The sequence below is a fragment of the Streptomyces sp. NPDC046870 genome, assembly GCF_040704595.1.
GTDB lineage: Bacteria > Actinomycetota > Actinomycetes > Streptomycetales > Streptomycetaceae > Streptomyces > Streptomyces argyrophylli.
Window position 1 is genome coordinate 84730 of record NZ_JBEYXM010000005.1, and the last position, 25695, is coordinate 110424.

Consider the following 25695-nt stretch of genomic DNA (forward strand, 5'->3'; position numbering starts at 1 on the left):
GTTCTCAGGCGACCCGGGAGCGCTCCGCCGCTCGGCCGGGCTGTTCGACGTCCGAAGTCTTCGAGCGCCGACGTGCGTCGGTAGCCCACACGATCAGCGCGCAGGTCGCGAATCCGGCTCCGAGGAGACTGGAGCCGGCCCAGCCGTGAGAGGTGAAGACGGAGGTGGTGGCCGCTGCGCCGAGGGCGGATCCCAGGGAGTAGAAGACCATGTAGCCGCCGATCACGCTGCTGGTGCGTTCCGGATGCGCGCTGGTGAGCAGGTGCTGGTTGCTCACGTGTACGACCTGGACCGTGAAGTCGAGCACCACGATGCCGACGGTGAGCAGCCACAGCGACCAGGGCAGTTGCGCGGTCGCGGCCCAGGAGAGGATCAGCAGCGTCAGCGCGGAGCCGCTGATCGGGACGGCTCGTCCTGTGTCCGCCCACCGTCCCGCACGCGCCGCACCCAGTGCGCCGGCGAGTCCGGCGGCTCCGAACAGGCCGATCCGGCTCTCACTCAGGTGCCATGGTGCGTCCGCCAGCGGCAGGGACAGACCGCTCCACAGGGTGCCGAACGACGCGAACAGGAAGAACGCGATGAGGCCGCGTGTGAGAAGGAGTCGCTGCCCGAACAGTGCGCCGAGCGAGACGAGGGCCTGGCGATAGTCGGCAGATGGGCGGGAGGTGTCTTCGGGGGGCAGCGCGCGCAGGACGAGAGCGGCGAGTGCGAGCGCGAGCGCGGCGAGCACGGTGTACATGCTGCGCCAGCCCCAGGCTTGTGCGAGCACGCCGGTGACGACCCGGGCGCCCAGGATGCCCACGACGACGCCCGAGGTGACGACTCCGATGGTCCGCCCACGTTCAGCGGGCGGGGAGACCGACGCCGCGTAGGCCACCGTGGTCTGCACCACGACCGCGAACATCCCTGCCAGTGTGAGCCCCGCGAAGGCGGTCCACGCGGCGGGGGCCGCGGCCGTCAGGGCCAGGCCCGCCGCGGTGATCACCAGGTGGACCGCGATGAGCCGACGCCTGTGGGAGACGACGTCGCCGAGCGGCACCAGCAGCACCAGGCCGGCCAGATAGCCGAACTGGCCCGTCGAGACGATCCACCCGGCGTGCTCGGCCGGCACGCCGAGGCTGTCCCCCATGGGTCCCAGCACCGTTTGTGCGGCGTAGATGCTCGCTACCGCGACACCGCACACGGTCGCGAGGAGTAACCGTTGCCAGACGTCCATCGCACTCCCGACGAAATGAGCGGCGAATAAGTAGCAGAATGAAACTGATTCGACCGTAGGGCATGATGGTCTCGATTCGCAACTCATCGGGAGGTGTCATGCCGCGCCCCTCCACGGCCGCCCCGAAGCCCGCCTGGACGGATCCCGACTGCCCCGTGGCCCGCACGCTCGACCTCGTCGGTGACCGGTGGAGCCTGCTGGTCATCCGGGACGCGATGGACGGTGCGCGGTCCTTCACCGAGTTCCAGCGACGGACCGGCGTCGCGCGCAACATCCTCACCGACCGCCTGCGCAAGCTGATCGCCCATGGAGTCCTCGCCCAGGAGACCGCGCCCTCGGGCCGCCGTCTGCAGTACGTGCTCACCGACGCCGGCCGCGACCTCTTCCCGGTCCTGCTCACCATGCGCCAGTGGGGGGAACGCCACGCCTTCGAGCCCGGTGAGCCCCACTCGACACTGGTCGACGAGCACGGCGCCCGTGTGCCGGACCTCAGCCCGACCGGCGCCGACGGCGCCCCCGTCGACGCCGATACCACCCACGTGCAGAAGACGGAGAATGCCTCGTCGCGCCCCAGCAAGTAGGGAGCGCTGCCTGCGGTCCCCCGGCTGTGGGACCCTCTGCTCCGCCTCGATCGGCGCCGGTCGACGGAGATCCACGGCTCCACGCCCAGCGCGCCGGCCCCGCCGCCCTCCCGTGAGGACGACCGACGGGCCAGGGGCGCCCGGCGCAGCCGAACCGCACGCATGACGGCGTCCCGTGCGGGACCGTGACCGGCTGTTCGGACAGACGGTGCCTCGCCCGGCCCGGGCGAGGCGGTCCGGAACCCTTCCCGATGGCGCTGGTGCGGCGGCGGCTGGGCGAACCGTGTCCGACGGGGGGACGGCCTGGTCCGAACGTCAGAGCCTAGGCGCTGCGCGGGCGGCGGCCCGCTGTCTTCTTCGCGGCCGGCTTCTTCGCCGGGGTCTTCTTGGCCGGCTGTTTCTTCGCGGCGGCCTTCTTCGGCTGCGGCAGCTCGTGCACCTCGGCCGGGCCGGCGTGGTCACCGCGGGATGCCTTCGCCTTCGACACCGATTCCCGCAGCGCGGCCATCAGATCCAGTACCGCGGCCGGCTCTTCCGGCTCGGGCACCTCCGGCAGCGGCCTGGACTCCCGTTTCGCCTCGATGAGCTGTGCGACGGCCTCGGTGTAGCGGTCCTGGAACTCGGGGCCTTCCAGCTCGTCCACCGTCATGGTGTCCATGAGCGCGAGTGCGCCCTCGATCTCCGCCTCGGACACCTCGGTCGGCGGCGGGAGCAGCTCGGTGGGGTCGCGGATCTCGTCGGGCCAGCGCATGGCGTGCAGGACCAGGACGTCGTCGCGCACCCGCAGCAGGCCGAGTCTCTCCCGGCCGGACCAGGCGTACTTGGCGACGGCCACCTTCGACGACCGCGACAGGGCCTTGACCAGGAGTTTGTACGGCTTGGCCGCGACCTGGCCGGCGGGCTGGAGGTAGTAGCCGTCGGCGATGCGGATCGGGTCGACCGACTCCAGGGGGACGAACGCGTCGATCTCGATCGCCCTGGCGGTCGGCAGAGGCAGGTTGCCGAGGTCCTCGTCGGTGATCGGGATGACCTGCGTCCTGGTCAGCTCGTATCCCCTGCCGATCTCGTCCTGGGAGACCTCGCGGTCCTCCAGCTCGCACACCTTGCGGTAGCGGACCCGCCCCTGGTCGGTCACGTGGTACTGGTGGAAGTGGATGCTGTGGTCCTCGGTGGCGCTGACCACCTGGATCGGCACCGTGACCAGGCCGAAGGAGATCGCGCCGGACCAGATCGCTCGGGGCATGGCACACCTTCCTACTCACCCCGAGCACCTTCAGCCTAGGAACATCACGGGCGGCTCGCATGTGTCCGTACGGCCGCGCCCGGCCCGCGCGGGGTACGCGGACGGGGCGGGCCGGTGCGCATCGTCGCGGGCGAGGAGTCGGCCATGCGGCGGACCAGTCGGGCTCCTGGCCGCGTCCGGGCTCAGGCGGACGGCACCAGGGAGAAGACCACCCGCTTACCGGTGGTGGTGTTCTGCCGCTCGTTGAGCCCCCACAGGCGCCCGGACGACGGGGCGTAGGAGAGGTTCTGGGTCAGCGGCGGGGCATGGGTGAGGACGTGCGGCGCGGCGCCCGGCAGCGCGCGGTGGATGCAGTACGGCACGTCGGAGTCGGTGGTGCCCGCCGTCTCGGGGCACTCGCCGCTGAAGTAGTAGTAGGTGCCGTCCGTGGCGGCGCCCTGCACCTTCCAGATCGGCACGGTGTAGGCACCGGTCGCCGTGACCGTCCCGGTGTAGTCGTTGGCGGTGTCGGTGTCCGGGAGCGCCGTGCTCGCGTTCAGCGGCCAGCGGATCAGCGGTCCGCCGCCCTGGGTGGCGATCTGCGAGGTGACCAGGGCGTCCGGTGAGGACGTCCGGTCCAGGCTGAGCGAGGTCAGGCACGGCCGCGTGGCGTCACAGGGATCACCCGTGTTGCCGGTGAAGTAGACGCCGACCATGGGCAGCGCCCAGTTGTGGTAGCGGGCCGAGGACTTGCCGTTGCCCAGGACGCCGACCTGGTCGGTGGAGGTGTCGCTCATCTTCCACAGGTGCCGCAGGTCGTAGACCTGTATCTGGTGGCCGGTGGCGACGAAGAGCTTGTTGCCGTACCAGGTGACACCGTCCGCATGGCCGCTCAGCACGTCCGCCCCGGACCGGTCGCCGGCCCCGCCCACCGGGCGGAACGTGGAGCCGTCGCCGGTGGAGTACGGGTCGACCAGCAGCACGTGCTGGTAGGTGACCGACGTGCCGGTCGACTCCGCGATGGTGATCCGCGCGTAGTCGTTGTCGGTGTAGTGCCAGGAGGCGATGTAGAGGTAGTGGCCGTTCCAGGTGCCGCTCGGCTGGGCGTCGTGCGAACCGGTCAGTCCCTGGGGCGTCCAGACGGCGGAGGTGTCGTCGGCCTGGTCCCAGCAGAAGCCGTCGTACTGCAGTGAGCCGTCGAGGTTGGTGTTGTGGCACAGTGCCGCCCGCCCGGCGTGGCCTCCGTCGGCGAGTATCTGGTCGGGGGAGGTGCGCACCGAGACGCTTCCCGATGCCTCGATCTGCTGGATCGCGGCGCCGCGGTTCGTGAAGTCCCCCGCCCGCATCTTGAACCCGCCGGTGTCGATCGGGGCCAGGACGGAGGCGGCTGCCGCCGGATGCGCCACGGACAGGGTGACCGCCGAGAGCAGCAGGGCCAGCACCGCGCCGACCGCCCCGGCCCACCGGTGGTTCGTCCCACACAGGAATCTGTTCATGCGCGCTGACGCTACATCAGCAGCCGTCGTACACAGTCGGAATGGGGTGGCCTGCCGGGCCGGAGTAGGAGGCAGGGCGTCTGCCGCCACGTCAAGCGGCTGAAGCGCGAGGGGGGTGCGAGGTCGGGACCGGCCTGGTTCGCGGATCGGTTCGTGCGGTAGGGCGGTGAGCGGCGAGATCAGACACCGCGGACGGGCAGTCGTCCACAGGGCGCGGTGCCCACCGGTTGCCGGGTCGGCTTCCGGTCCGGACCGGCGGGTGCGTGGCCGTCCGCCGATCGCCGGTCAGGCGTCGGGGCGCGAAGCCGGTTCGGGGTCGCCGACATGGGCAGCGAGGTTGGTCTCGACGCGTTCGAGGGCGGTGAGGGTCTCGCCGCGTTCGGCGGGGGTGAGGTCGCCGGCGGCGTAGTCCTCGAGGCGGGCCCAGAGGTCCTCGACCTGTCGGCGCAGTGCCTGGCTTGCGGCGGTGGGTTCGACCAGGACGGAACGCTTGTCGCTGGTGGAGCGCACACGGCGCACGAAGCCGGCCTTCTCCAGGCGCTGGATGGTCCGGGTCATGGTGGCGGCGTCGGCACCGACATGCCGGGCCAGGTCGGTCTGGCGCATCCGGCCGCGCTCCCACAGCTGCATCATGACCAGCTCCTGGGCGGGGTGCAGACCGACCTCGCGCAGCAGTTGCCCGGCGAGCGTGCGGTGCAGGCGGGCCACCCGGAAGATCGCATGGCTGATCGGTCCACGGCGTGCGGCCTCAGGGAGTTCCCCTGTCTCGGGGGCCTGGGGCGTTGCCTCGGATTCCATGGTGTTTCCTTCTGCTTTCTCCCGTGCGGCCGTCCTTGCCGGCACCGCACGCGGCGGCCGGTGCCGGCGCCGGCCGCCGCGTGCGGGCCCTCGGGTCCGCGTCCTGCGGGCAGGGTATGTCCTGCTCAGGTGCGGCAGGCCCGGCGGGTCCGGGTCGTCCGCACACCCGTCAGGCGTGGGCCCCCCGCAGCGCGGGGTAGTCGGTGAAGCCCTTCTCACCGCCGCCGTAGAAGGTGGCCGGGTCGGGGGTGTTGAACGGTCCGCCCTGGGCCAGGCGGGCGGGCAGGTCGGGGTTGGCGAGGAAGAGAGCCCCGAAGGCCAGCAGGTCGGCGGTGCCGTTCTCGACGAGTTCCAGGTCGGCCGGCCCGGTGGGTTCCCGCCCGGTGAAGGGGTTGAGGATGAAGGTCGTGGGCCACGCCTTGCGCAGCCGGAGCATCAGGTCGCGTACGCCGGGCGCCTCGAGCTGGTGCAGGTAGGCGAGGTTCAGCGGGGCGAGGGCCTCGACCAGCGCGGTGTAGGTGGCCTCCAGGTCGGCGGTGTCGGACTCGTCGATGTCGTTGTAGGGGTTGCCCGGTGAGAGGCGGAAGCCGACCTTGTCCGCGCCGATGGCTTCGACGACGGCCTCGGTGGTCTCCACGGCGAACCGGATGCGCTTCTCGGGGCTGCCGCCCCAGGCGTCGGTGCGCTGATTGCTGTTCGGGGCGAGGAACTGGTGGACGAGGTATCCGTTGGCGCCGTGCAGCTCGACGCCGTCGAAGCCGGCCTCGACGGCGTTGCGGGCGGCGGTGGCGTAGTCGGTGATGGTGGCGCGGATCTCGGCGTCGGTCAGCTCGCGCGGGGTGACGAAGTCCTGGGGGCCTTCGTGGGTGTACACCTGCCCCTTGGCCGCGACGCCGGAGGGGCCGACGGGCTGCAGGCCCGTCAGTGCGGGGTGTCCGACCCGCCCGGTGTGCATGATCTGCAGGTAGATCACACCGCCCTGGGCGTGCACGGCTTCGGTCACATGATGCCAGGCGGCGACCTGCCCGGCGGTGTGGATGCCGGGGGTGTCGGGATAGCCCTGGCCGACCCTGGAGGGCTGGACGCCCTCGGTGACGATCAGCCCGGCCGAGGCGCGCTGCGCGTAGTAGTCGGCCGTCAACGGCGTGGGGCTCTGACCGGGGCCATAGGCACGGCTACGGGTCATGGGCGCCATCACCAGGCGGTTGGCCAGGCGCTTGCCGCCCAGCTCGTACGGCTCGAAGGCCTTGGACATCGTCGTCTCTTTCCTGGGGGAAGGGGTGTCCAACGGACGCGATGGCTTGTCGCGCCATTACTTGTCCGAACAGGAAAGTACTCGGCCTATCTTCCCTGGTGCATATGTGAGCCGCATCACTGCTCTCGTTCGGCCCCTTCCTGCAAGGTTTGCGACTTGCTGGAGTGCAGGGGAATCGGATGCCAGGGGCGGTTGCGGTCATTACTTGCCCGAACAAAATCGAGGGCCTCGATTGAGGAGGGCGGGAGGACGGCGTGGGGCTTGCCCCCGGCCCCGTCACGAATGGCGCGTCGGCGACCTACCGCGAATGCCGCGAACAGGCATAAAATCCAACGAACCTCTGCCGGGACTGCGGCGCGCAGAGTGACGTGCCGCAGCCGTTCCGCTTGGCCGCACGCGGCCATGAAGAGGTGCGTCATGACCTGTTCGTCCAGTGGGCAACCGGCAGCTTCCGACTGGCGCGATCAAGCATCATGCGTCGGAGAGGATCCCGACATCTTCTTCCCTCTCTCCGACCTGGCGGCTCCCGGCACGGAAGCCGCCCTGGCCCGGGCGATATGCCGCCGCTGCCCGGTCATCATCGCGTGCCGTACCTGGGCGCTCGATCACGGAGAGGACGACGGCATCTGGGGGGCCACGACGGCAGCCCAGCGCCGCGCCATCCGGCGCGCGATGACCGAGCCCGTCCCCGTGGTCAGGCGGCGCGGTGACGGGGCCGAAGAGGAAGCGCTTGCCGATTAGCACCGCAACGGTGATGCGGAGACGCGCGCGCAGGTGCGGCTCGGTGCGGAGCCTGGGAGGCGGTACGGGGGGACACGCCGTACCGCCGGTGGCGTCCACGCCGTCGGTGCCAACCCGCCACAGGTCTTCCGGGGTGGCGATGCCGCCCGGGGAGCGAACAGGCCTGCCGATGAGGCGACGGCCTCGCGCAGGGCCCGGCTCTCCCGGGCGAGGCGTTCGCGTTGCTTGACGGCTGCGCGCAGCGCGGCCACGACCCGGTCCCGGACACGTCCATCACTCGTCGTCTCCGCGAACCGGGCGCGGCGCTCCAGGTCCGTCGGGCTCATGCCGTCGATCGGCTCGATCCGGCGGTGGGCCGCTGCGGTGAGCCGGCGCCGGCCGGGCGGGTGTGCTGACGCCGAGCGAGACGCCCGGCCAGGCGACCGACCTGGTCCACACGGCCCTGCGGGCGGCCGGGCGTGCCGAGCGCGGGCCGGGCCGGCACGACCACGCCGGTGATCAGCGCGGCCGGCGCGAACAGGGCCGCCCGCAGGGCGGTGGTGTGCCAGGCGTCGCCGTGAACGTCCTTGATCTGCCGGGCGAGCGCGCTCGCGCCGTGGATGCCGGGAGCGGCTGAGGGCCTTCGCTCACCTGGTGGCGGTGCGCGGCTCATGCCGGCGGCGTCACTCGTCCGGCCGTCACGTCGTTCGCCCGGTCCTGTGGCGGCGCGGACCCTCCAGGAGGCGGGGACAACAGCCCTGTCGCGCCGACGGGGCCCACCGGACCGGGGGACCCACCCGCCTTGTTCGAATTGACGCCGGGCTGCCGCGGCCTCGTACTGAACACGACGGGCTCCTGTCAAAGGTGCCCCGTCACCTTCCATCATCTGCAGCCTCTCCCCTCTCAGGGAGCCACCATGACGGTGCAGCAACAGACAGCCACGAGCCCGACGGTCCTGGTGTACGAGGACGACCCCGGATTTCCTCCCCGGGTCAACATGCCCGTACCGCATCCCGTTCCCCAGCTCGACACGCAGCCGTTCCCGACGGCCATCGCGGACACCGCGCCACACCCGGACGGTGCCGGGCCGGGCACCGAGGCGTTCCGCTACTGGGTGGCGGCCGACGCCCTCAGCAGGGCCGCCCAGACCTGGGGTCCGCTGGTTCCCACCGGAACCCAGTGGCACCCGACGGTCGGCCGCGCCCTGACCGCGCACCTCAACGCCGGGATCGACCTCAACGCCTACTACGACCGCAAGGGCCTGTGGTTCTTCCGCAGCACGGTGGCAGGGGTCACCGTCGCCGCCTGCGAGAGCCCCGAGGTCGTGGCGCACGAGACGGGGCACGCCGTCCTCGACGCCCTGCGCCCCCAGTTGTTCAACACGGCGAGCGCGGAGACGGCCGCCCTGCACGAGGCCTTCGGCGACATCAGCGCACTGCTGACCTCGCTCCGGCTGGAACAGCTGCGGATCGCCGTGCTGGCCGAGACGCAGAGCGACCTGGAGCTGTCCTCCCGGGTGTCCAGGATGGCCGAGCAACTGGGCGCCGCGATCCGGCAGGGCCACCCCAACGCGGTGGACCCGGACTGCCTGCGCAACATGTCGAACAGCTTCTTCTACCGCGACCCGGTCCACCTGCCGCCCAGCGGGCCCGCGAACACGCTGTGCAGCGAGTCGCACTCGTTCTCCCGGGTGTTCAGCGGCGCGTTCCTGAAGATCGTCGCCGGAATCTTCCGCCAGCAGGACCTCCAGGACCAGGCCGGTCTGGCGAGGGCGGCCGAGATCGCGGGACAGCTGCTGGTGGACGCCGTCGTGGCCGCGCCCGTGGTGTCCGCGTACTACGCGCAGGTCGCGGGGCACATGATCGCCGCGGACCAGCGCCGCAACGGCGGCACCTACGGCCCGGCCCTGCGCTCGGCGTTCACCCGGCACGGCATCCTCTCCCTGGAGGCCGCCACGGCCATCACCGAGCCGGAGGTGGCTCGCCGGGGCGCCGGCATGGCGGAGGCGACACCGGGCGGCAGCGAGGAGGAGGGGCTGACGGCCGTCACGGTGCACGGTGCGACGTACGGCATCACCCAGCCCCTCACCCTGTCCGCCCCGGCGCAGGAACGGCGGTTCGGCATCGCCGGCTCCGACCCCGCGGGCGGCTCGGTCCGGCCCGCCGACCCCGAGCAGGTCGCCACGTCGTACCTCGAGGACCTCTTCCGGCGGGGCCGCGTCCACGTGCCCGAGGAGCACCGGACCGCCGAGGCGTTCGTCGACGACAGCCCCTCCCGGCTGAAGACCCACGAGGTCACCCGGAGCACGGCCGGTGAGGGACTCGCCCTGGTCCGGCGGTGCTTCGACTGAGCGTTGGCCGGATCAGCGGAAGCGCAGACGGCGGACGGTGAGCCGTCCGTCGTCCTCGCTCCGGACGACGTGCGTCGTACGCGGCGTCGGCTCCTCGCCCTCGTACACCGCCTCGCCCCGGGCCAGCAGATCGCTGATGAACTTCTCGGAGGCCCGGCGCTCGGCGTCGTCCGTCGGTCCGGCGTCCACGAGTTCCCGCGGGTCCACCGGGAAACCGGCGCGCTCCAGTGCTTCGGCGCCCCGCGTGGTCACCCTCGCGAGCACGAGACGGTCGGAGACGCCGCGAACGATGACGGCCTCCGTGTCGTCCACGGCCGTGGTCAGCTCGGGCAGGTCCCGGCCGTCCGGCAGCTCGATCCACGCCTGGTGCACGGGACGGTTCTCCGTCGCGGCGCGCGCGAACACCGGATCGGCCGCCGTGCGCATCCCCGCCTCGCGGGCGAACGCCCGCTCGCCGGCGTCATCGCCCACGAAGACGCAGTCGCCGGCCGTGGCCTCCCCCGCGCCGGCGACCGCCCGGTCGAAGATCCCGCGGCCGTCCTTCGCGCCCCAGTGCACCAGCGCCTCGTCCGTGAACCGGCCGGGGAACGCCTCACGCAGCGCGGCGGTGGCACGTGCCGCGGCACCGGCGCCCGGCCCGGGGTCGGAGATGATGCCGGTGCGTACGTCGTGGAGGGCGTCGAGCACGGCCATGACGCGCGGTCGGGGACGCAGGGTCAGGGAGCCGTCGGGTTCCACACGGGCGTCCGCCAGGGTCGCCCCGACGTCGAAGAAGATCACAGGCATGTGCAGTGCCTCCCCACGACGGCCGCATCCGAGTCGGGCCCACCCGGGTGAGAGGTCCTGCTGCTGTACCCGGGGACCTGCGCCGGGTCGCTCATCGTGGCCCCGTCCGACCCGGTGACGCGCCGGTCAGGAGCGTGCGGATGGCCAGGCCGGCCGGCTCCGTCCGATGCGCGCACGGTGGCCGCCCAGGTGACGCCGAGGCTACGCCGTCAGCTCCCGGCGTGTTCGGCGCGCCGCTCGTACGCCCACACCGCCAGCTGTGTGCGCGAGGTGAGGCCCAGTTTGCCGAGGATGCGTTCCACGTGGTTCTCCGCGGTGCGCTGGGCGATGGTCAGGCGCGCCGCGATGTCCTTGTTGGTGAGGCCCTCGGCGACCAGCTCCGCGACCTGGCTCTCGCGCCGCGTCAGCCCCGGCACTCCGGCCGCGTCGTCCAGGACGTGGGCCATCGCCTCGTCCACGGTGGCCCGCGCACCGCGGCGGAACTCGCGGTCGAACGCGGCGGCGGTCAGCGCCTCCCGTACCGCGGCCTCGAAGCGCGAGTGCTGTGCGCGACCGCGCGCCGCGGGGCGTCCTGGGTGCTCCACCCGATGACCTCCACGCACATGGCCACGTCCCACCAGTCCTGGAACGGGCGCAGCCGGGCGATGGCCGCCCTGGCGTGCGCGATCGCGTCGGCGGGCGCGTCCGCGCGCCGGGCCAGCAGGGCGCGGGCGAGCAGGGCCATGCCGTGCAGCCACGACTCGTCGTGCGCGCGGGCGGCCGCCTCGACCTCGTCGCACGCTTCGCCGGCCGCGGCGACGTCACCTCCGTAGGCGTGCGCGATGGCGAACTTGACCCGGCATTCGAGGGCCGCGTCGAGGCAGCCCTGCGCGCGGAACTCGCCGCGTGCCCGCGCGAACAGTGCGGCGGCGCCGGCGAAGTCCTCGTTCCAGATGGCGAGGATCCCGTGATGGTGCCAAACCCACGCCGACTCCCGCCGGTGGCCGCCGCGCCGTGCCGCCGCCTCGCACGCGGCGAGCGCGCGCCGCACGTCGGCCTCCGGGTCGCCCTGGAGCATGCCCAGGTACGTGTCGGTGACCTGCGCCTGCACACGGACGCGGGCCTCCGGGCCGGCCGCGTCGCCGCCGTCGTCCTGCGCGGCGTCGGCGACGAGCAGCTGCGACAGCCGGCGGCGGCCCTCGGACAGCAGACCCGCGGTGATCCAGTAGTGCCGGGGCGACACCGCCAGGGCCAGACCGGCCCGTGCCTGGCCGGGCCGTTCCAGGCAGAACTCCAGAGCCGTGCGGAGATTCGGGTGCTCCAGGCGCAGCCGCGTGAACCACTCGACCTGCCGGGGACCGAACCAGTCCTGCCCGGCTCGTGCGGTCAGTTCGGCGTACCGGTCCCGGTGGCGGCCGCGGACCGCGTCGAGCGTGCCGGAGGCGACGAGCCGCTCGTGGCCGTACTCCCGCACCGTCTCCAGCATGTGGTAGCGCGCACGCCCGCGTTCCCGGCGGCAGGTGACGATCGACTTGACCACGAGCGCGTCGAGGGTGTCGAGCAGGGCGGCGGGCGGCAGTTCGGTGTCCGCGCAGACCCGTTCGACGCTCTCCAGGTCGAAGCCGCCGCGGAACACCGAGGCCCGCGCCCACAGCAGCCGTTCGCGGTCCGTGCACAGCTCGTGGCTCCAGTCGATCAGCGCGCGCAGGGTGCGCTGCCGGTCGGCGGCGACGCGGCTGCCCCCGGTCAGCAGTGCGAACCGGTCCGTGAGCCGCTCCAGAATCTCTTGCGGTGTCAGGGTCCGGATGCGGGCCGCGGCCAGTTCGATCGCGAAGGGCAGCCCGTCCAGACGGCGTACGAGCTCGGTGACGGCGGCGGCGTCGGACTCGGTCACGGTGAAGCCGGGCAGCACGGCGGCGGCCCGGTCGGCGAACAGGGCGACGGCCGGATAGTCGCGCAGGGTGCGCAGGCTGTGCCCCGCGTCCGCGTCCGGCACCGGCAACGGCTCCACGGGGAAGACCTCTTCGCCCGCGATACCCAGCGGCTGCCGGCTGGTCGCCAGGACACGTAACCCGGGCGCGGCCCGCAGCAGCGCGTCGGTGAGGCGGGCGCACGCCTCGACCAGGTGTTCGCAGTTGTCCAGGACCAGCAGGGCGCGGCGCTCGCAGAGCCGGGCGACGAGGGCGGCCGTCGCGTCGGCGCCGTGGCGTCCCGGGTTCGCCACGCCGAGGGTGCCCAGGACGCTCGGTGCGAGCAGCTCGGAGTCCCGCAGGTCGGCGAGTTCGGCGACGTACACACCGTCGGGGAAGGCGGAGTGAGGGGCGTCCGCCGCCACGCGCAGCGCCAGCCGGGTCTTGCCCACGCCGCCGGCGCCGGTGAGCGTGACCAGGCGCGCGCCGGAGAGCAGTCGTGCGATCCGGGCCGTCTCCGTACGCCGCCCGATCAGCGAGGTCAGTTCGCCGCCGGCGCCGGCGAACGCTCCCATGGCTGGCCCCCTTTCCATGAGCGGCCATCTTACGGACGCGCGGCGGCGGCACCGGTACGGCTCCCCGTCCGCGCCGGCATCCGCATCCGCATCCGCACGGGAATTGAGTAGTTCTCCCGTTCCCCTGCGCGCGCACCCGCCCCAGACTCGACGACGCGGTATCGGGCGATCTTGTGAGGTGTGCGTTGTCGGCAGGCGTGGCGGCGGGGCGGGAGCGGGCCAGGCAGCTGGGAGAGCGGGTGTGGACCTATCAGGGAACGTTCCCGCGCAGGCCCCTGACCCTGCTGGTTCCGCTCGTCATCTCCTTCATCGTGCTGTGCACCCTCGTCGGTGACCACTACGACGCAGAGGCCTCGTTCCGCCTCGCGTTCTGGTCGGTACTCGGGGCGGGCGCGGTGTGCGTCGCCCTCTGCGTCCGGCACACCCGTATCCGGATCCGTGAGTACGAGCACGGCTTCGAGCTGCGCCGCCCCGGGCGCCGCACGCTGCGGTACGCGTGGCAGGAGATCGCGTCCGTCGGGTCGGCCCGGGTGTCCGTCCACATCAACCTGGGGCACTCGCACGACGTGCTCAAGACCGTGCTCCGTCCGTACGCCGGCGGCCGGATCCGTATCAGGGGCCTGGACTATGTCAAGGTCCGCGAGGAATCCGGCTTCTGGCGGCTCTTCTCGTCGGCGACCCCCGACACCGGTGAACGCTTCGTCACGACCGCGACGCGAGCCGTCGCCGCGGCCCTCGCCCGGCGTCATCTGGACGAGCTCGGCGCGGGCGGCGCGTTCCGCTGGGGTGCCTTGACCTTCACCGGTGAAGGGCTGACGCTCGACCCCTTCCCCGGGGTGGTGCCCTGGTCCCGGGTCGCCCTCGTCTCCGCCCGCCCGGGCGGCGGCGTCCGGTTCGACGTACGGGGGCTGGCCGAGCACGTCGGCAGCCGGGCCCTTCCGGCCCGCGCGACGAAGGCGGGCTACCGCACCGAGGGAGACCGGTTGGAGGTGTTCATGCCCGCCCATCGACCCGGCTCGGACTACCTGGCGTTGAGCATCCTGATCGCCGGCGCCCCCGCCCTGCGCGGTGAGCGACAGGGCGAACGCGAGGCATGACGGAACGCGGGTCGTGGTCGCATGCCGCGCAGGATCAGGAGGTCAGCTGCGGAGGATTCCTGTGAGGCAACCGGGCGGTCCCGCCCGATGGGCGGCAGTGGTGGAAGCGGCACATGGCTGCCCCGGTCCGGCGATCGCGGGCCGGGTGCCGCGCCCGCGCGGGAGTCGGCGGCACGTGTGCTGGTCGTAGCCCCGGTGGGGAAGGGGCAGGTCGGGCCGCCGGCACGGACGCGGGAGCCTGTCCAGCGGAGCGGACGCTGAGGAGCAGTTGCCCGCACCCCGGCACACCTGCGCGCCGCGATCGTCGTCGTCCCGGCGCCGTGAGGGCCCGGGCAGGCGGGGTGGCGGCGCCGGTCTCCAGCTGGCTCGGCGCCGTACATGTGGCGGTCCGGGATCAGGAGCCGCCCGTCGGCGCCGGCAGGCGTCGTGTCCGGGATCAGGAGCCGCCCGTGGGCGCTCGCAGGCGTCGTGTCCGGGCGGGCACCGGGCCGGTCGACTCACGGGCGACGTACGTCGTGTTCAGGGTGTGCCGGCGGGGGCGGGCGGCGGCCCCGTTGATGCGGCGGACGAGGATGTCCGCGGCGAGGCCGCCCAGTTCCTGCACGGGCTGGCTGACCACGCTCAGCCGCGGCCGGATGAGCGTGGTCCACTCCGCGTCGTCGAAGCCGATCACCGAGACGTCGTCGGGGATGCGGGCGTCGAGGTCGAGCAGGGCGTCGAGGGTGCCGAGCGTCGCCACGTTGTCGGTGGTGAACAGGGCGGTGGGGCGGTCGCGGGAGGTCATCAGCTCCAGTACGGCCGACCGTGCCCAGGCCCGCTCGTACCCGGTGTGCCGGATCAGCTCCGCGGAACGCGGGATGCCGGCCGCACGCAGGGCCTGGCGGTAGCCGGCGACACGTTCCGTGGTGGTCCAGATGTCCGCGCCCGGCGCCAGACGGGTGCCGTCGTCGCCCGGCATGGCCGAGGTGATCACCGCGATCCGGGTGTGTCCCGCCTCGGTGAACCGGGTGACCGCCGCCTTCACCGCCCCCCGGTTGTCGACGACCACCGTGTCCAGGGCGGCCCCGGTCAGCACGCGGTCGAGGAGCACCACCGGGATGCCGGCGGAGACGGCCCGGGCGAGGTGCGCGTCGTCGGTGGCGGCCGGCGCCACCACGAGACCGTCCACGCGCCGCTCGATGAACAGCTGGACCGCGGCCTTCTCCTTCTCGCTGTCCTCGTCGCTGTTGGCGAGGATGGCCTGCAGTCCCGCCTTGGCCGCGACGTCGGCGATGCCGCGCACCGCCCGGGCGAAGTAGGCGTTCTCCACGTCGGCGACGACCACTCCGAGGGTGTCGGTCCGGCCGCTGATCATGCTGCGGGCCACCGCGTTGGTGCTGTAGCCCAGCTCGGCGGCGGCGGCGAGCACCCGCTCCCGGGTGGCCGCGCTCGCCGATCCGTACCCGCCGAGGACGCGTGCGGCCGTCGCCTGTCCCACACCGGCGTGCCGGGCGACGTCGGGGATGGTGACGCGGCGCCTCGGCTGTGCTCCAGGGGGCATGTGCGGATCTCTTCGTGTCGGCCCGGCGAACACCGGGGAACGGGACGGTGGGATTCAGCGCCATTCAACCATTGACGCGGGGCGTCGGGGCGTGGGTAAGGTACGACCGCGTTGGTAACGTTATCAATCCTGTCCGGTCAGAACGCATCCTCCTGCCCTCTCCCGGACGGCCGTCCCCGCGCCCTGCCCGACGACCGCCCGCTCTCCCCTATCCGAACCCCGGAGGTCTCCGCGATGGCAACCGACACCCTTTCGCCGCCGCCGGTCGGCACAGATCCGGCCATCACCCTCGTCGACGTGGTCAAGGACTTCGGCGGCGTCCGCGGCGGAGCGGCGGTACGCGGGGTGAACCTCACCATCGCCGAAGGGGAGTTCTTCTCCCTGCTGGGACCGTCCGGCTGCGGGAAGACCACCACCTTGCGGATGATCGCAGGATTCGAGGAGCCGAGCGGCGGGCGGATCCTCCTGCACGGCCGGAACATGGTCGGCGTACCGGCCAACAAGCGGGACATCAACATGGTGTTCCAGTCCTACGCGCTCTTCCCGCACCTGAGCGTCGCCGACAACGTGGCGTTCGGACTGCGCCGCCGCCGTGTCCCCAAGGGGGAGATCCACGACCGGGTCGACCGCATCCTGCGCACCGTGGAACTCGCCGAGAAGGCCGACCACCGGCCCCGGCAGCTCTCCGGCGGCCAGCAGCAACGCGTGGCCCTGGCGCGGGCCCTGGTCAACCGCCCGCGCGCCCTGCTCCTCGACGAGCCACTGGGCGCACTCGACCTGAAGCTGCGGCAGTCCATGCAACTGGAGCTCAAGCGCATCCAGCGCGAGGTGGGCATCACCTTCATCTACGTCACGCACGACCAGGCCGAGGCGCTGACGATGTCGGACCGGATCGCGGTGATGAACGGCGGCCTGATCGAGCAGGTCGCCTGCCCGCAGGAGGTGTACGAGCGCCCCGCCACCGCGTTCGTCGCCGGCTTCATCGGCACCTCGAACCTGATCAGCGGCCGCCTGACCACCGCCGGGCCGGAGGGCGGGGTGATCGACCTCGGCAACGGACAGCGCATCACCGTCCCGCCGTCCGCGGCCGCGCCCACCGCCGGATCGGACGTCCAGCTCACGGTACGGCCCGAGAAGATCACCCTGACCACCGGCCCGGCCGGGGACGCGAGCCGGGTCCGCGGCACCGTCAGCGAGGTGGTCTACCTGGGCACCTCCACCAGTTACACCGTGGCCACGAGCACCGGCGCGGAGATGACCGTCTTCCAGCCCAACGACGGCACCGCCTCCGTCGTACCCGCCCGCGGCGACACCGTCTGGCTGTCCTGGGCCACCGTCCACTCCTACCCGCTCGGCAGCACGCCCGCCGCCCCGGCCGCCTCCGGCGCCGCCGGCCGTGCGGTCCCCGACTCCGGTTCCCTCACCCCGCGCTGACGACAGGTCGACCATGATGCCCCTGCAGCCCACACCTCCCGCGCCCTGGCTGCGCGGACTGACCGAGCGCCGCTGTTCCCGGCGCGGTCTGCTGCGTGCCGCCCTCGGTGCCGCCGCCCTGGCCCCGCTCGCCGCGTGCAGCGTGCCCGGCGCCCGCAAGCCCGTTCCCGGCACGGCCGCCGAGATCGCCGCCGCCGTCAGCGACTTCTGGACCGGACGGAAGAAGAAGGGCCGGCTCAGCTTCGCCAACTACACCCAGTACATCGACACCGACCCCGGCGACCAGAGCCGGCACCCCACCCTGGAGGCGTTCACCCGCGAGACCGGCATCAAGGTCTCCTACGACGAGGTGATCGACGACAGCGCCTCCTGGTTCGGCAAGATCCAGCCGGAGTTCGCCTCCGGGCAGGGCATCGGCTACGACCTGATGGTGCTGGGCGGCGACAGCTACCTGCCCAAGTACGTCGAACTCGGCTACCTCGCCCCGCTCGACCACGCCCGGCTGCCCAACTTCGCCCGGTACGGCGGCGCCGCGTTCAAGAACTCCTCCTTCGACCGCGGCAACGTCTACACCGTCCCCTGGCAGTCCGGCATGACCGGCATCGGCTACGACCCGGCCAAGGTCGGCCGGAAGATCACCAGTTGGCAGGACCTGCTCGACCCGAAGCTGCACGGCAAGGTCGGCATGTGGAACGACGCGGTGCAGCTGGGCAACATCGCCCTGCTCGCCGTAGGCGTCGACCCGGAGACCTCCACGCACGCCGACTGGCGCAAGGCCGCCGCCTGGCTGCGCAAGCAGCGCGACGCCGGCCTGGTCCGCTCCTACAGCACCACCACCTACCAGTCCTCGCTCCAACGCGGGGACCTGTACGCCTCGTTGGTGTACTCCGGCGACGTCTTCCAGGCCAACCGCAGCGGCTCCCGGCTGGAGTTCGTCATCCCCGAGGAGGGCGGACTGCTGTGGACCGACAACCTGTGCATCCCCTCGACGGCCGCGCACCCCGTCGACGCCCTGACGTACATGGACTACGCCTACCGGCCCGAGGTCGCCGCGAGGATCAGCGAGACCGTGCAGTTCGTCTGTCCCGTCCCGGACGCCCAGCCGGTGATCGCCCGTGACGCGGCCGCCGCCACCGGCACGCGCAGGTCCCTGCTCGGCTCCCTGAGCAGCAGCCCCCTGGTGTTCCCGACCAAGGCCGACGAAGCCAAGCTGCGCCACCTGCGGGTGCTCGACGAAACGGAGGAGAAGCAGTGGAACGCGCTGTTCGAACCGATCTACCAGTCCTGACGCGCCGCCGGCGGCGCCCCGGCGCGGTCCTGGCTCCCTATCTGCTGGTGCTGCCGGGCTGGCTGTGGCTGGCCGCCTTCTTCGTGACGCCGGTGATCGTCATGGTGTCGCTGTCCCTGCAGACCGGCGACTTCATCGACGGTTTCCGCCAGACCTTCCACTTCGGCACCTACGCCGACGTGGTGGAGACCTACCACGTACAGCTGGTCCGCTCCCTCCTCTACGGTGCCGCGGCCACCGCCGGCTGTGCCCTGGTGGGCTACCCGGTGGCTTACTGGATCGCCTTCCGGGCCGGCCGGCACAAGTCGGTCTTCCTCTTCCTGCTCCTGCTGCCGTTCTTCGTCTCCTTCGTCATCCGCACCCAGTCCTGGAACGTGGTGCTCGCCGACAACGGCGTCCTGCTCGGCCCGCTCAAGCACCTGGGGCTGCTGCCCGAAGGCTTCCACGTCCTGGCCACCCCGTACGCGGTGATCGGCGGACTGACCTACAACTTCCTGCCGTTCATGGTGCTGCCCGTGTACGTGGCGCTGGAGCGGGTGGACGCCAAGGTGCTGGAGGCCTCCACCGACCTGTACGCCTCCCGGGCGCAGACCTTCTGGCGCGTGGTGCTGCCGCTGTCCCTGCCCGGAGTCTTCGCGGGCGTCCTGCTGACCTTCGTGCCCGCCTCCGCCGACTACGTCAACGCCGGCATCCTCGGCGGCCCCTCGACCACCATGATCGGGAACATCATCCAGACCGAGTACTTCACCAACCTCGACTACCCGGCCGCCGCCGCCCTGTCCTTCGTCCTCATGGGCGCCCTGCTGCTGGCCGTGTTCGCCTACGCCCGCGCCCTGGGCACCGACGACGTGCTGGAGGTGGCCGCGCGATGACCACCGGCACCCTCGCCCCCGCCGGGGACACCGTGTCGGCGCCCCGGCCGCGCACCGCCCGCCGCCCGCGCCGCCGTCCCACGCTCACCCTGTACACCTGGGTGGTGCTGGCCTGGCTGCTGCTGCCGATCGCCGTCATGGTCCTGTTCGGCTTCAACGACACCCACAGCAAGGTGAACTTCACCTGGCAGGGCTTCACGCTCACCTGGTACCGGCACCTGTTCGCCATCCCCAACCTGACCTCGGCGCTGGTCAACAGCCTCACCGTCGCGCTGGTCGTGACGGTGGTCGCCACCCTGCTGGGCACCCCGATCGGCCTGGCCCTGGGCCGCCACCGCTTCCGCGGCCGCGGCTCCGTGGACCTGCTGCTGTTCGCCGCCATCGCCGCCCCCGAGATCGCCCTGGGCGCCGCCCTGCTGTCGCTGTTCATCGTCCTCGGTGTGCCGCGCGGCTACTGGACCGTCGTCATCGCGCACGTGGCGTTCTGCATCCCCTACGTCGCCATCACCGTACGGGCCCGCATGGCGGGTCACGACCCGACGCTGGAGGAGGCCGCCCGGGACCTCGGAGCCGGGCCGTGGACGGCGTTCCGGCTGGTCACCCTGCCGGCCCTGCTGCCCGGTGTGGCCTCCGGTGCCCTGCTGTGCTTCGCCCTGTCCATCGACGACTACGTCATCACCAGCTTCAACGCCGGCCGGACGGTCACGTTCCCACTGTGGGTGTACAGCGCCAGCCGTACCGGCGTGCCCCCGCAGGTCAACGTCATGGGAACGCTGATCTTCGTCGGCGGCCTCGTCATCGCCGGTGCGAACGTGCTGTTCTCCCGGCGCCGCGCGGCCTGACACCTTTCCCGCGCCGCCAGAACACCGGCCCTGTCGCGGCCGGTCGGAAACAACCCTCGAAGGAACCATCACCGTGCTCTCTTTCAACGAAGCCGAGTTCGTCGCCCAGACGGAAAGCCTCGTGGCGCTGCGCCCCCGGATCGAGGAGGTCGTCGACCGCCTCGTGGACGAGGGGTACGACAACGTCCTCCTGGTGGGCGCCGGCGGCACCTACGCGCAGATGTGGCCCTACGAGCACCTGGCCCGGCGCACCTCGGTGCTGCCGGTGCGGGCGGCCATCGCGGCGGAGCTGGTCGTCTCTGGTGACGCCCGCCTGGGCGAGCGGACCGCCGCCGTGTTCACCTCCGTCTCCGGCACCACCGAGGACAGCCTCAAGGCCATCGACCACTGCAAGGAGCGGGGCGCGTACACGATCGGCTTCACCGGCCATCCCGACTCCCCCGTCGCCCGGCGGGTGGACACCGCGCTGGTCTCGGCGCCCAAGGCCTGGCCGTTCGACGTCCAGATGCTGCTGTTCATGGGCCGGCTGCTGTCCCGGCGGGGTGAGTTCACCGGCTACGACCGTCTGGCCGACGAACTCGCCGGCCTGCCGCGCGTCCTGGTGGACGTGGCCCGTCAGGCGGAGCCGGTGGCGTCCGACTTCGCCGAGGCGCACAAGGACACCGACTACCACTTCCTCATCGGCGGCGGGAACCTGTGGGGGTTCACCTACCTGTACTCCATGTGCATCCTCGAGGAGATGCAGTGGCTGCGCACCACCCGGGTGCACAGCGCCGAGTTCTTCCACGGCTCGCTGGAACTGCTGGAGGAGGACACCAGCGTCATCGTCTTCCAGGGCGAGGACGAGACCCGCGCGCTCACCGACCGGGCCGAGGCGTTCGCCCGGCGCGTCTCCAAGGACGTCACCGTCTTCGACACCCGTGACTACCCCCTGACCGGCATCAGCCCCGAGTTCCGGGGACTGCTGGCGCCGCTGGTGCTCGACACCGTGATGGACCGGGTCAGCAAGCACCTGGAGCGGGTGCGCGACCACTCCCTGGACCTGCGCCGCTACTACCGCGTCATGGACTACTGACCGCGGTCCGTCCCACCCCGCCTCCATCCGCCCCGGCGTGCCCGTGCCCGCGCACCGGCACGCCCCGAGCGGGCGCCGCGCACCGACGCGGCGCCCGCCCTCCTGGAGACCCTGATGAACATCCTCGGTTTCGGCGACAACGTCGTGGACCGTTTCGTGGACCGCGGCATCGACTACCCGGGCGGCAACTGCGTCAACGTCGCCGTGTACGCCCGCCGTCTCGGTCTCGACACCGCCTATCTGGGGGTGTTCGGCGACGACGACCTCGGCGCCTTCCTCCGTACGGCCGTGGCGGCCGAGGGCGTCGCGGTCGAGCGCAGCGTGGTGCGCCACGGCGAGTCCGGCGTCTCCACCCTCCATGTGCAGGGCGGCGACCGGGTGTTCCTCGGCTACAACGGCGGCGGTGTCACCGTGCGCGAGCCGCTCGTCCTGGACGACGCGCTGCTGGCGTACGCGGCGTCGTTCTCGCTCGTGCACTCCAGCGTCTATTCGCGCACCGAGAGCGAACTGCCCAAGCTGGCCGCGGCCGGTCCGCTGGTCAGCTTCGACCTCTCCGACGACGACGAGTTCCGCTCCCCCGCCTACCTCGACCGGGTCTGCCCCCACCTCGACCTGGCCCTGCTGTCCTGCTCGGACCTGGACGAGGCGGCCACGCGACGGTTGCTGGAAGCCGTGGTGGCGCGGGGCGCGCGCATGGTCCTGGCGACCCGGGGCCTCGCGGGCGCCACCGTGTACGACGGCCACACCGTGGCGACGGCACCGGCCCTCGCCGCGGACGCACGGACCATGGCCGACACCATGGGCTGCGGTGACGCGTTCCTCGCCGGTTTCGCGGTGTCCCTGCTCCACGACGGCTGGTCGCGCCACGATCCGCCGTCCCGCACTTCTCTGGAACGCGCCCTGCGGCAGGGCGCGCGGTCGGCCCACGACCAGTGCTTCGTCGAGGCCGCCTTCGGCCACGGCCGGCCCGCCGCGGAACACAAGGGGGCGCCGTCTTCACCGGCTGGTGCCTGAACACCGACGCGCGAACGCGCCGGTGTGTACGCCGGACACCGCCCGCGCCGGGCTCGCCGCGGAGCCCTCGGTTCAGAAGAGCCGGCGAATGACCTCGACCGCGCGCGCCAGGTGGGGCTCGTCGCGGTCGGCGCGGTGGGCGACGGCCAGTTCGACCGACGCCGTCGGGCGCACCAGGGGCCGGTAGACGACGCCGTCGAGCGCGAGCGCGGTCACCGGTTCGGGTGCGACCGCGACTCCGAGGCCGCCGGCGACGAGGGTGATGAGCGTCGAGGTCTCCCCGACCTCGTGCCGGATCCGCGGCTCGATGCCGGCGTCGTGGAGGACACCGAGCACGACGCCGTGCATCACCGAGCGGCGGTCCGCCGAGTGCATGATCATGTCGAGGCCGGCGAGGTCTGCGGCCCGCACCCTGGTCTTCGCCGCGAGGGGGTGCTCGGCCGGGAGGGCCACCACGAGGCGGTCCCGGCGCAGGGTGTGGACGACGAGGGACGGGTCGGCCGCCGGCGGGCGCAGCAGGGCCACGTCGATGGCGCCGCCGCGCAGTGCCTCCACCTGATCGGGGGCGAGCATCTCCCCGCGGAAGGAGAAGTCGATGCCCGGCAGTTCGGTGGCGAGGTGACGCGAGAGCGTCGGCAGCAGGCTGTACGTCGCCGAGCCGACGCAGCCCAGGGTGAGGTGGCCGACCGAACCGGCGGCGACCCGGCGGGCGTGGTCGGCGGCCTGGTCGACCTCGGTGAGGATCGCTCGTACCCGTTCGAGGTAGACGCGGCCGGCCTCGGTGAGGTCGACCCGGCGTGTGGTGCGGTGGAACAGAGCGATGCCGAGCTCGCCCTCCAGCTGCCGGATCGCCTGCGAGAGCGGTGGCTGTGCCATGTGGAGCCGCTCGGCCGCACGCCCGAAGTGGCGCTCCTCCGCGACGGCGAGGAAATAGCGGAGCTGACGCAGATCCATATGTTCAGGATATCAATCGAGGGTGATATCGATACTTCACGGTATCGAAGCTGCCGTCTAGCCTTCGAGCCATGAAGAGCGCATTCCTCTACGCCGCCACGCGGACACCGTTCGGCAAGTTCAACGGAGCACTGGCCGGCGTCCGGCCCGACGACCTGGCCGCCACGGCGATCGGCGGTGTGCTCGGGCGGGCACCGGCGCTGGATCCCGCCGCGATCGACGAGGTCGTGTGGGGCAACGCCAACGGCGCGGGCGAGGACAACCGCAACGTCGGCCGGATGGCCGCGCTGCTGGCCGGTCTGCCGGCCGGCGTGCCCGGCACGACGGTCAACCGGCTGTGCGGGTCGAGCCTGGACGCGGCGATGGCCGGCTCCCGCACGATCGAGACGGGCGACGCCGAGGTCGTGCTCGTGGGCGGTGTCGAGTCGATGACACGGGCGCCGTGGGTGCTGCCCAAGCCGTCGCGTGCCTTCCCGGCGGGCGACGTCACCGCGGTGTCGACGACCCTGGGCTGGCGGCTGGTCAACCCGCGGATGCCGAAGGAGTGGACCGTCTCGCTGGGCGAGTGCAACGAGCAGCTCCAGGAGCGCTTCGGCATCTCCCGCGAACGCCAGGACGAGTTCGCCGTCCGCTCCCACCGCCTCGCGCACCGGGCGTGGGAGGACGGTTTCTACGACGCGCTGGTCACCCCGGTCGGCGACGTGGTCCGCGACGAGGGCATCCGCCCGGACTCGGACACCGGGAAGCTGGCCGCGCTGAAGCCGTCGTTCCGGCCGGACGGCACCATCACCGCGGGCAACTCCTCCCCGCTCTCCGACGGCGCCTCCGCGCTGCTCCTCGGCAGCGAGGCAGCGGCGGCGGCCCTCGGCACCGACCCGCTCGGCCGGATCGCCGGCAGGGGCGCGATGGCACTGGACCCCCGGGAATTCGGCTACGCCCCGGTCGAGGCCGCCAACCGGGCGCTCGCCCGCGCCGGGATCACCTGGGACCAGGTCGGTGCGGTGGAACTCAACGAGGCCTTCGCGGTCCAGTCGCTGGCCTGCGTCGACGCCTGGCTCAAGGACGGCCTGCGCGACCCCGGGATCGTCAACCAGCGCGGCGGGGCCATCGCGCTCGGGCACCCGCTGGGCGCCTCCGGCGGCCGGATCCTCGGGACCCTGGCCGCGGTCCTGAGGGAACGCCGCGAGCGGTACGGCGTGGCCGCGATCTGCATCGGCGTCGGCCAGGGTCTGGCCGTCGTCCTGGAGAACCCGGAGGTGTCGAAGTGAGCCGCGCGACCGTGCTGGACTCGACCGACGAGGCCGTGGCCGGGATCGAGGACGGTTCCACCGTCCTGGTCGGCGGCTTCGGCCTGGCCGGAATGCCGTTCGACCTCATCGACGCCCTCGTCCGGCAGGGCGCGAAGGACCTCACGATCGTCTCCAACAACGCCGGGAACGGCGACGTCGGGCTGGCGGCGCTGCTCGCGGCCGGCCGGGTCCGCAAGGTGGTGTGCTCCTTCCCGCGGCAGGCGGACTCCTACGTCTTCGACGCGCTCTACCGCGAGGGGAAGATCGAACTGGAGGTGGTTCCCCAGGGCAATCTGGCCGAGCGGATGCGGGCCGCCGGCGCCGGGATCGGCGCGTTCTACTGTCCGACCGCGGTCGGCACCCCGCTCGCCGAGGGCAAGGAGGTGCGCACCATCGACGGACGCGACTACCTGCTGGAGTATCCGATCAAGGGCGACTACGCCCTCATCTCAGCGCACCGGTCCGACCCGATGGGCAACCTCGTCTACCGCAAGACCGCCCGCAACTTCGGCCCGGTGATGGCGACCGCCGCCACCACCACGGTCGTCCAGGTCGACGAGGTCGTCCCGCTCGGCGCGCTCGATCCGGAGGCGGTCGTCACGCCGTCGATATACGTCGACCGCGTCGTCCCGGTCCGGACCCGCCACTACACCGTCCAGGGGGCACGATGACCACCGACACCACCGCCGCGGCAGGCTCGGCGTCCCCGGGCGGGGCACCGATGACCGCCGACCGTCCGCTCGGCATGGACGAGGTGGCCGCCGTGATCGCACGGGACATCCCGGCCGGCGCGTTCGTCAACCTCGGCATCGGCCGGCCCACCGCGATCGCCGACCACCTGCCCGAGGAACTCGGCGTCGTCCTGCACACCGAGAACGGCATGCTCGGCATGGGCCCGAGAGCGGAGGGCGCCCGGATCGACCCCGACCTCACCAACGCCGGCAAGGTCCCGGTCACCGAGCTTCCGGGAGCGGCGTACTTCCACCACGCCGACTCCTTCGCCATGATGCGCGGCGGCCACCTCGACGTCTGCGTCCTGGGCGCCTACCAGGTCTCCGAGCACGGTGACCTGGCCAACTGGCACACCGGCGAGCCCGGCGACATTCCCGCGGTCGGCGGCGCGATGGACCTCGCCATCGGCGCCAAGGACGTCTACGTGATGATGTCGCTCTTCACGAAGTCCGGCGCGCCCAAACTGGTCCGGCGGTGCACCTACCCGCTCACCGGCACCGGCTGCGTCAGCCGGGTCTACACCGAGGTCGCCACCTTCGACCTCGGGCCCGGGGGCGTCCACGTGCGGGAGACCTACGGCATCACCCTCGACGAGCTGCGCTCACGCCTCGACGTCGAACTGCACTGATCTCCTCGACCGGCCGGCCGCTCATCCGGCCGTGCCCTCCGC

The 25695-nt window shown here is 72.2% G+C and carries 23 protein-coding genes and 1 pseudogene; 13 read left to right on the plus strand and 11 right to left on the minus strand.

Features of this window, described 5'->3' with window-relative positions; all coding sequences use genetic code 11:
• Window positions 1-4: 4 nt before the first annotated feature.
• On the minus strand, window positions 5-1216 hold the full coding sequence (locus tag AB0946_RS13830; RefSeq protein ID WP_366760782.1) for an MFS transporter: 1212 nt from the start codon (window positions 1214-1216) through the stop codon (window positions 5-7).
• A gap of 98 nt (window positions 1217-1314) precedes the next feature.
• On the opposite strand from AB0946_RS13830, the gene AB0946_RS13835 reads away from it, so the two are divergent.
• A complete protein-coding gene (locus AB0946_RS13835) occupies window positions 1315-1797 on the plus strand; it encodes a helix-turn-helix domain-containing protein (protein WP_366760783.1) in 483 nt (160 codons plus the stop codon).
• Window positions 1798-2119: 322 nt separating this feature from the next.
• Here AB0946_RS13835 and AB0946_RS13840 read toward each other — a convergent pair whose 3' ends face one another.
• From AB0946_RS13840 to AB0946_RS13855, 4 genes are all read right to left on the minus strand, one after another.
• On the minus strand, window positions 2120-3040 hold the full coding sequence (locus tag AB0946_RS13840) for a Ku protein (protein ID WP_366760784.1): 921 nt from the start codon (window positions 3038-3040) through the stop codon (window positions 2120-2122).
• Between the two features lie 182 nt (window positions 3041-3222).
• Window positions 3223-4515, minus strand: a complete 1293-nt coding sequence (locus AB0946_RS13845) for a hypothetical protein (RefSeq protein ID WP_366760785.1) — start codon at window positions 4513-4515, stop codon at window positions 3223-3225.
• 285 nt (window positions 4516-4800) lie between these two features.
• Window positions 4801-5313, minus strand: coding sequence for a MarR family transcriptional regulator (locus AB0946_RS13850; protein WP_366760786.1), 513 nt, complete (start codon window positions 5311-5313; stop codon window positions 4801-4803).
• Between the two features lie 169 nt (window positions 5314-5482).
• Window positions 5483-6568 (minus strand): alkene reductase, encoded by a 1086-nt coding sequence (locus AB0946_RS13855; protein ID WP_366760787.1) that lies wholly within the window; start codon window positions 6566-6568, stop codon window positions 5483-5485.
• Between the two features lie 417 nt (window positions 6569-6985).
• Between AB0946_RS13855 and AB0946_RS13860 the strand changes: the two genes are divergently transcribed.
• Complete coding sequence (locus AB0946_RS13860; protein WP_366760788.1) at window positions 6986-7309, plus strand: WhiB family transcriptional regulator; 324 nt, start codon at window positions 6986-6988, stop codon at window positions 7307-7309.
• Between the two features lie 273 nt (window positions 7310-7582).
• Here the strand turns inward: AB0946_RS13860 and AB0946_RS13865 are convergent.
• A pseudogene (locus AB0946_RS13865) lies at window positions 7583-7898 on the minus strand (hypothetical protein); the annotation flags it as partial.
• Window positions 7899-8204: 306 nt separating this feature from the next.
• Here AB0946_RS13865 and AB0946_RS13870 point away from each other — a divergent pair.
• Complete coding sequence (locus tag AB0946_RS13870; RefSeq protein WP_366760789.1) at window positions 8205-9638, plus strand: hypothetical protein; 1434 nt, start codon at window positions 8205-8207, stop codon at window positions 9636-9638.
• A 12-nt stretch (window positions 9639-9650) separates the two neighbouring features.
• Here AB0946_RS13870 and AB0946_RS13875 read toward each other — a convergent pair whose 3' ends face one another.
• From AB0946_RS13875 to AB0946_RS13885, 3 genes are all read right to left on the minus strand, one after another.
• Window positions 9651-10424 (minus strand): HAD family hydrolase, encoded by a 774-nt coding sequence (locus AB0946_RS13875; protein WP_366760791.1) that lies wholly within the window; start codon window positions 10422-10424, stop codon window positions 9651-9653.
• A gap of 209 nt (window positions 10425-10633) precedes the next feature.
• Window positions 10634-11008, minus strand: coding sequence for a helix-turn-helix transcriptional regulator (locus AB0946_RS13880; RefSeq protein ID WP_366760792.1), 375 nt, complete (start codon window positions 11006-11008; stop codon window positions 10634-10636).
• A complete protein-coding gene (locus tag AB0946_RS13885; RefSeq protein ID WP_366760794.1) occupies window positions 10930-12888 on the minus strand; it encodes an AAA family ATPase in 1959 nt (652 codons plus the stop codon). Before AB0946_RS13885 ends, AB0946_RS13880 begins: the two co-directional genes overlap by 79 nt.
• Before the next feature lie 185 nt (window positions 12889-13073).
• Here AB0946_RS13885 and AB0946_RS13890 point away from each other — a divergent pair, with 185 nt between their 5' ends.
• Window positions 13074-13985, plus strand: coding sequence for a hypothetical protein (locus AB0946_RS13890; protein WP_366760795.1), 912 nt, complete (start codon window positions 13074-13076; stop codon window positions 13983-13985).
• A gap of 436 nt (window positions 13986-14421) precedes the next feature.
• Here AB0946_RS13890 and AB0946_RS13895 read toward each other — a convergent pair whose 3' ends face one another.
• Window positions 14422-15525 (minus strand): LacI family DNA-binding transcriptional regulator, encoded by a 1104-nt coding sequence (locus AB0946_RS13895; protein WP_366760796.1) that lies wholly within the window; start codon window positions 15523-15525, stop codon window positions 14422-14424.
• A gap of 234 nt (window positions 15526-15759) precedes the next feature.
• Between AB0946_RS13895 and AB0946_RS13900 the strand changes: the two genes are divergently transcribed.
• The 6 genes from AB0946_RS13900 to AB0946_RS13925 all read left to right on the plus strand — a co-directional run bounded on the left by AB0946_RS13900 (window position 15760) and on the right by AB0946_RS13925 (window position 22050).
• The gene (locus tag AB0946_RS13900) at window positions 15760-16959 is read left to right on the plus strand and encodes an ABC transporter ATP-binding protein (RefSeq protein ID WP_366760798.1); all 1200 of its coding nucleotides are present in this window, start codon (window positions 15760-15762) and stop codon (window positions 16957-16959) included.
• A 13-nt stretch (window positions 16960-16972) separates the two neighbouring features.
• On the plus strand, window positions 16973-18247 hold the full coding sequence (locus tag AB0946_RS13905; RefSeq protein ID WP_366760799.1) for a spermidine/putrescine ABC transporter substrate-binding protein: 1275 nt from the start codon (window positions 16973-16975) through the stop codon (window positions 18245-18247).
• A complete protein-coding gene (locus AB0946_RS13910) occupies window positions 18211-19119 on the plus strand; it encodes an ABC transporter permease (protein ID WP_366760800.1) in 909 nt (302 codons plus the stop codon). The genes AB0946_RS13905 and AB0946_RS13910 overlap by 37 nt, the downstream gene beginning before the upstream one ends.
• Window positions 19116-19961: an ABC transporter permease gene (locus AB0946_RS13915; RefSeq protein ID WP_366760801.1), complete on the plus strand. Its 846-nt coding sequence runs from the start codon at window positions 19116-19118 to the stop codon at window positions 19959-19961. Before AB0946_RS13910 ends, AB0946_RS13915 begins: the two co-directional genes overlap by 4 nt.
• Before the next feature lie 73 nt (window positions 19962-20034).
• Window positions 20035-21036 (plus strand): SIS domain-containing protein, encoded by a 1002-nt coding sequence (locus AB0946_RS13920; RefSeq protein ID WP_366760802.1) that lies wholly within the window; start codon window positions 20035-20037, stop codon window positions 21034-21036.
• 114 nt (window positions 21037-21150) lie between these two features.
• The gene (locus AB0946_RS13925) at window positions 21151-22050 is read left to right on the plus strand and encodes a PfkB family carbohydrate kinase (protein ID WP_366760803.1); all 900 of its coding nucleotides are present in this window, start codon (window positions 21151-21153) and stop codon (window positions 22048-22050) included.
• A gap of 72 nt (window positions 22051-22122) precedes the next feature.
• Here the strand turns inward: AB0946_RS13925 and AB0946_RS13930 are convergent, their stop codons facing one another.
• Window positions 22123-23004, minus strand: a complete 882-nt coding sequence (locus AB0946_RS13930; RefSeq protein ID WP_366760804.1) for a LysR substrate-binding domain-containing protein — start codon at window positions 23002-23004, stop codon at window positions 22123-22125.
• A gap of 71 nt (window positions 23005-23075) precedes the next feature.
• Here AB0946_RS13930 and AB0946_RS13935 point away from each other — a divergent pair, with 71 nt between their 5' ends.
• The 3 genes from AB0946_RS13935 to AB0946_RS13945 are packed head-to-tail and all read left to right on the plus strand — an operon-like array spanning window position 23076 to window position 25653.
• A complete protein-coding gene (locus AB0946_RS13935) occupies window positions 23076-24272 on the plus strand; it encodes a thiolase family protein (RefSeq protein WP_366760805.1) in 1197 nt (398 codons plus the stop codon).
• Window positions 24269-24964, plus strand: a complete 696-nt coding sequence (locus AB0946_RS13940) for a 3-oxoacid CoA-transferase subunit A (protein ID WP_366760806.1) — start codon at window positions 24269-24271, stop codon at window positions 24962-24964. The genes AB0946_RS13935 and AB0946_RS13940 overlap by 4 nt, the downstream gene beginning before the upstream one ends.
• A gap of 50 nt (window positions 24965-25014) precedes the next feature.
• A complete protein-coding gene (locus tag AB0946_RS13945) occupies window positions 25015-25653 on the plus strand; it encodes a 3-oxoacid CoA-transferase subunit B (RefSeq protein WP_366761088.1) in 639 nt (212 codons plus the stop codon).
• The last annotated feature ends 42 nt before the right edge of the window (window positions 25654-25695 follow it).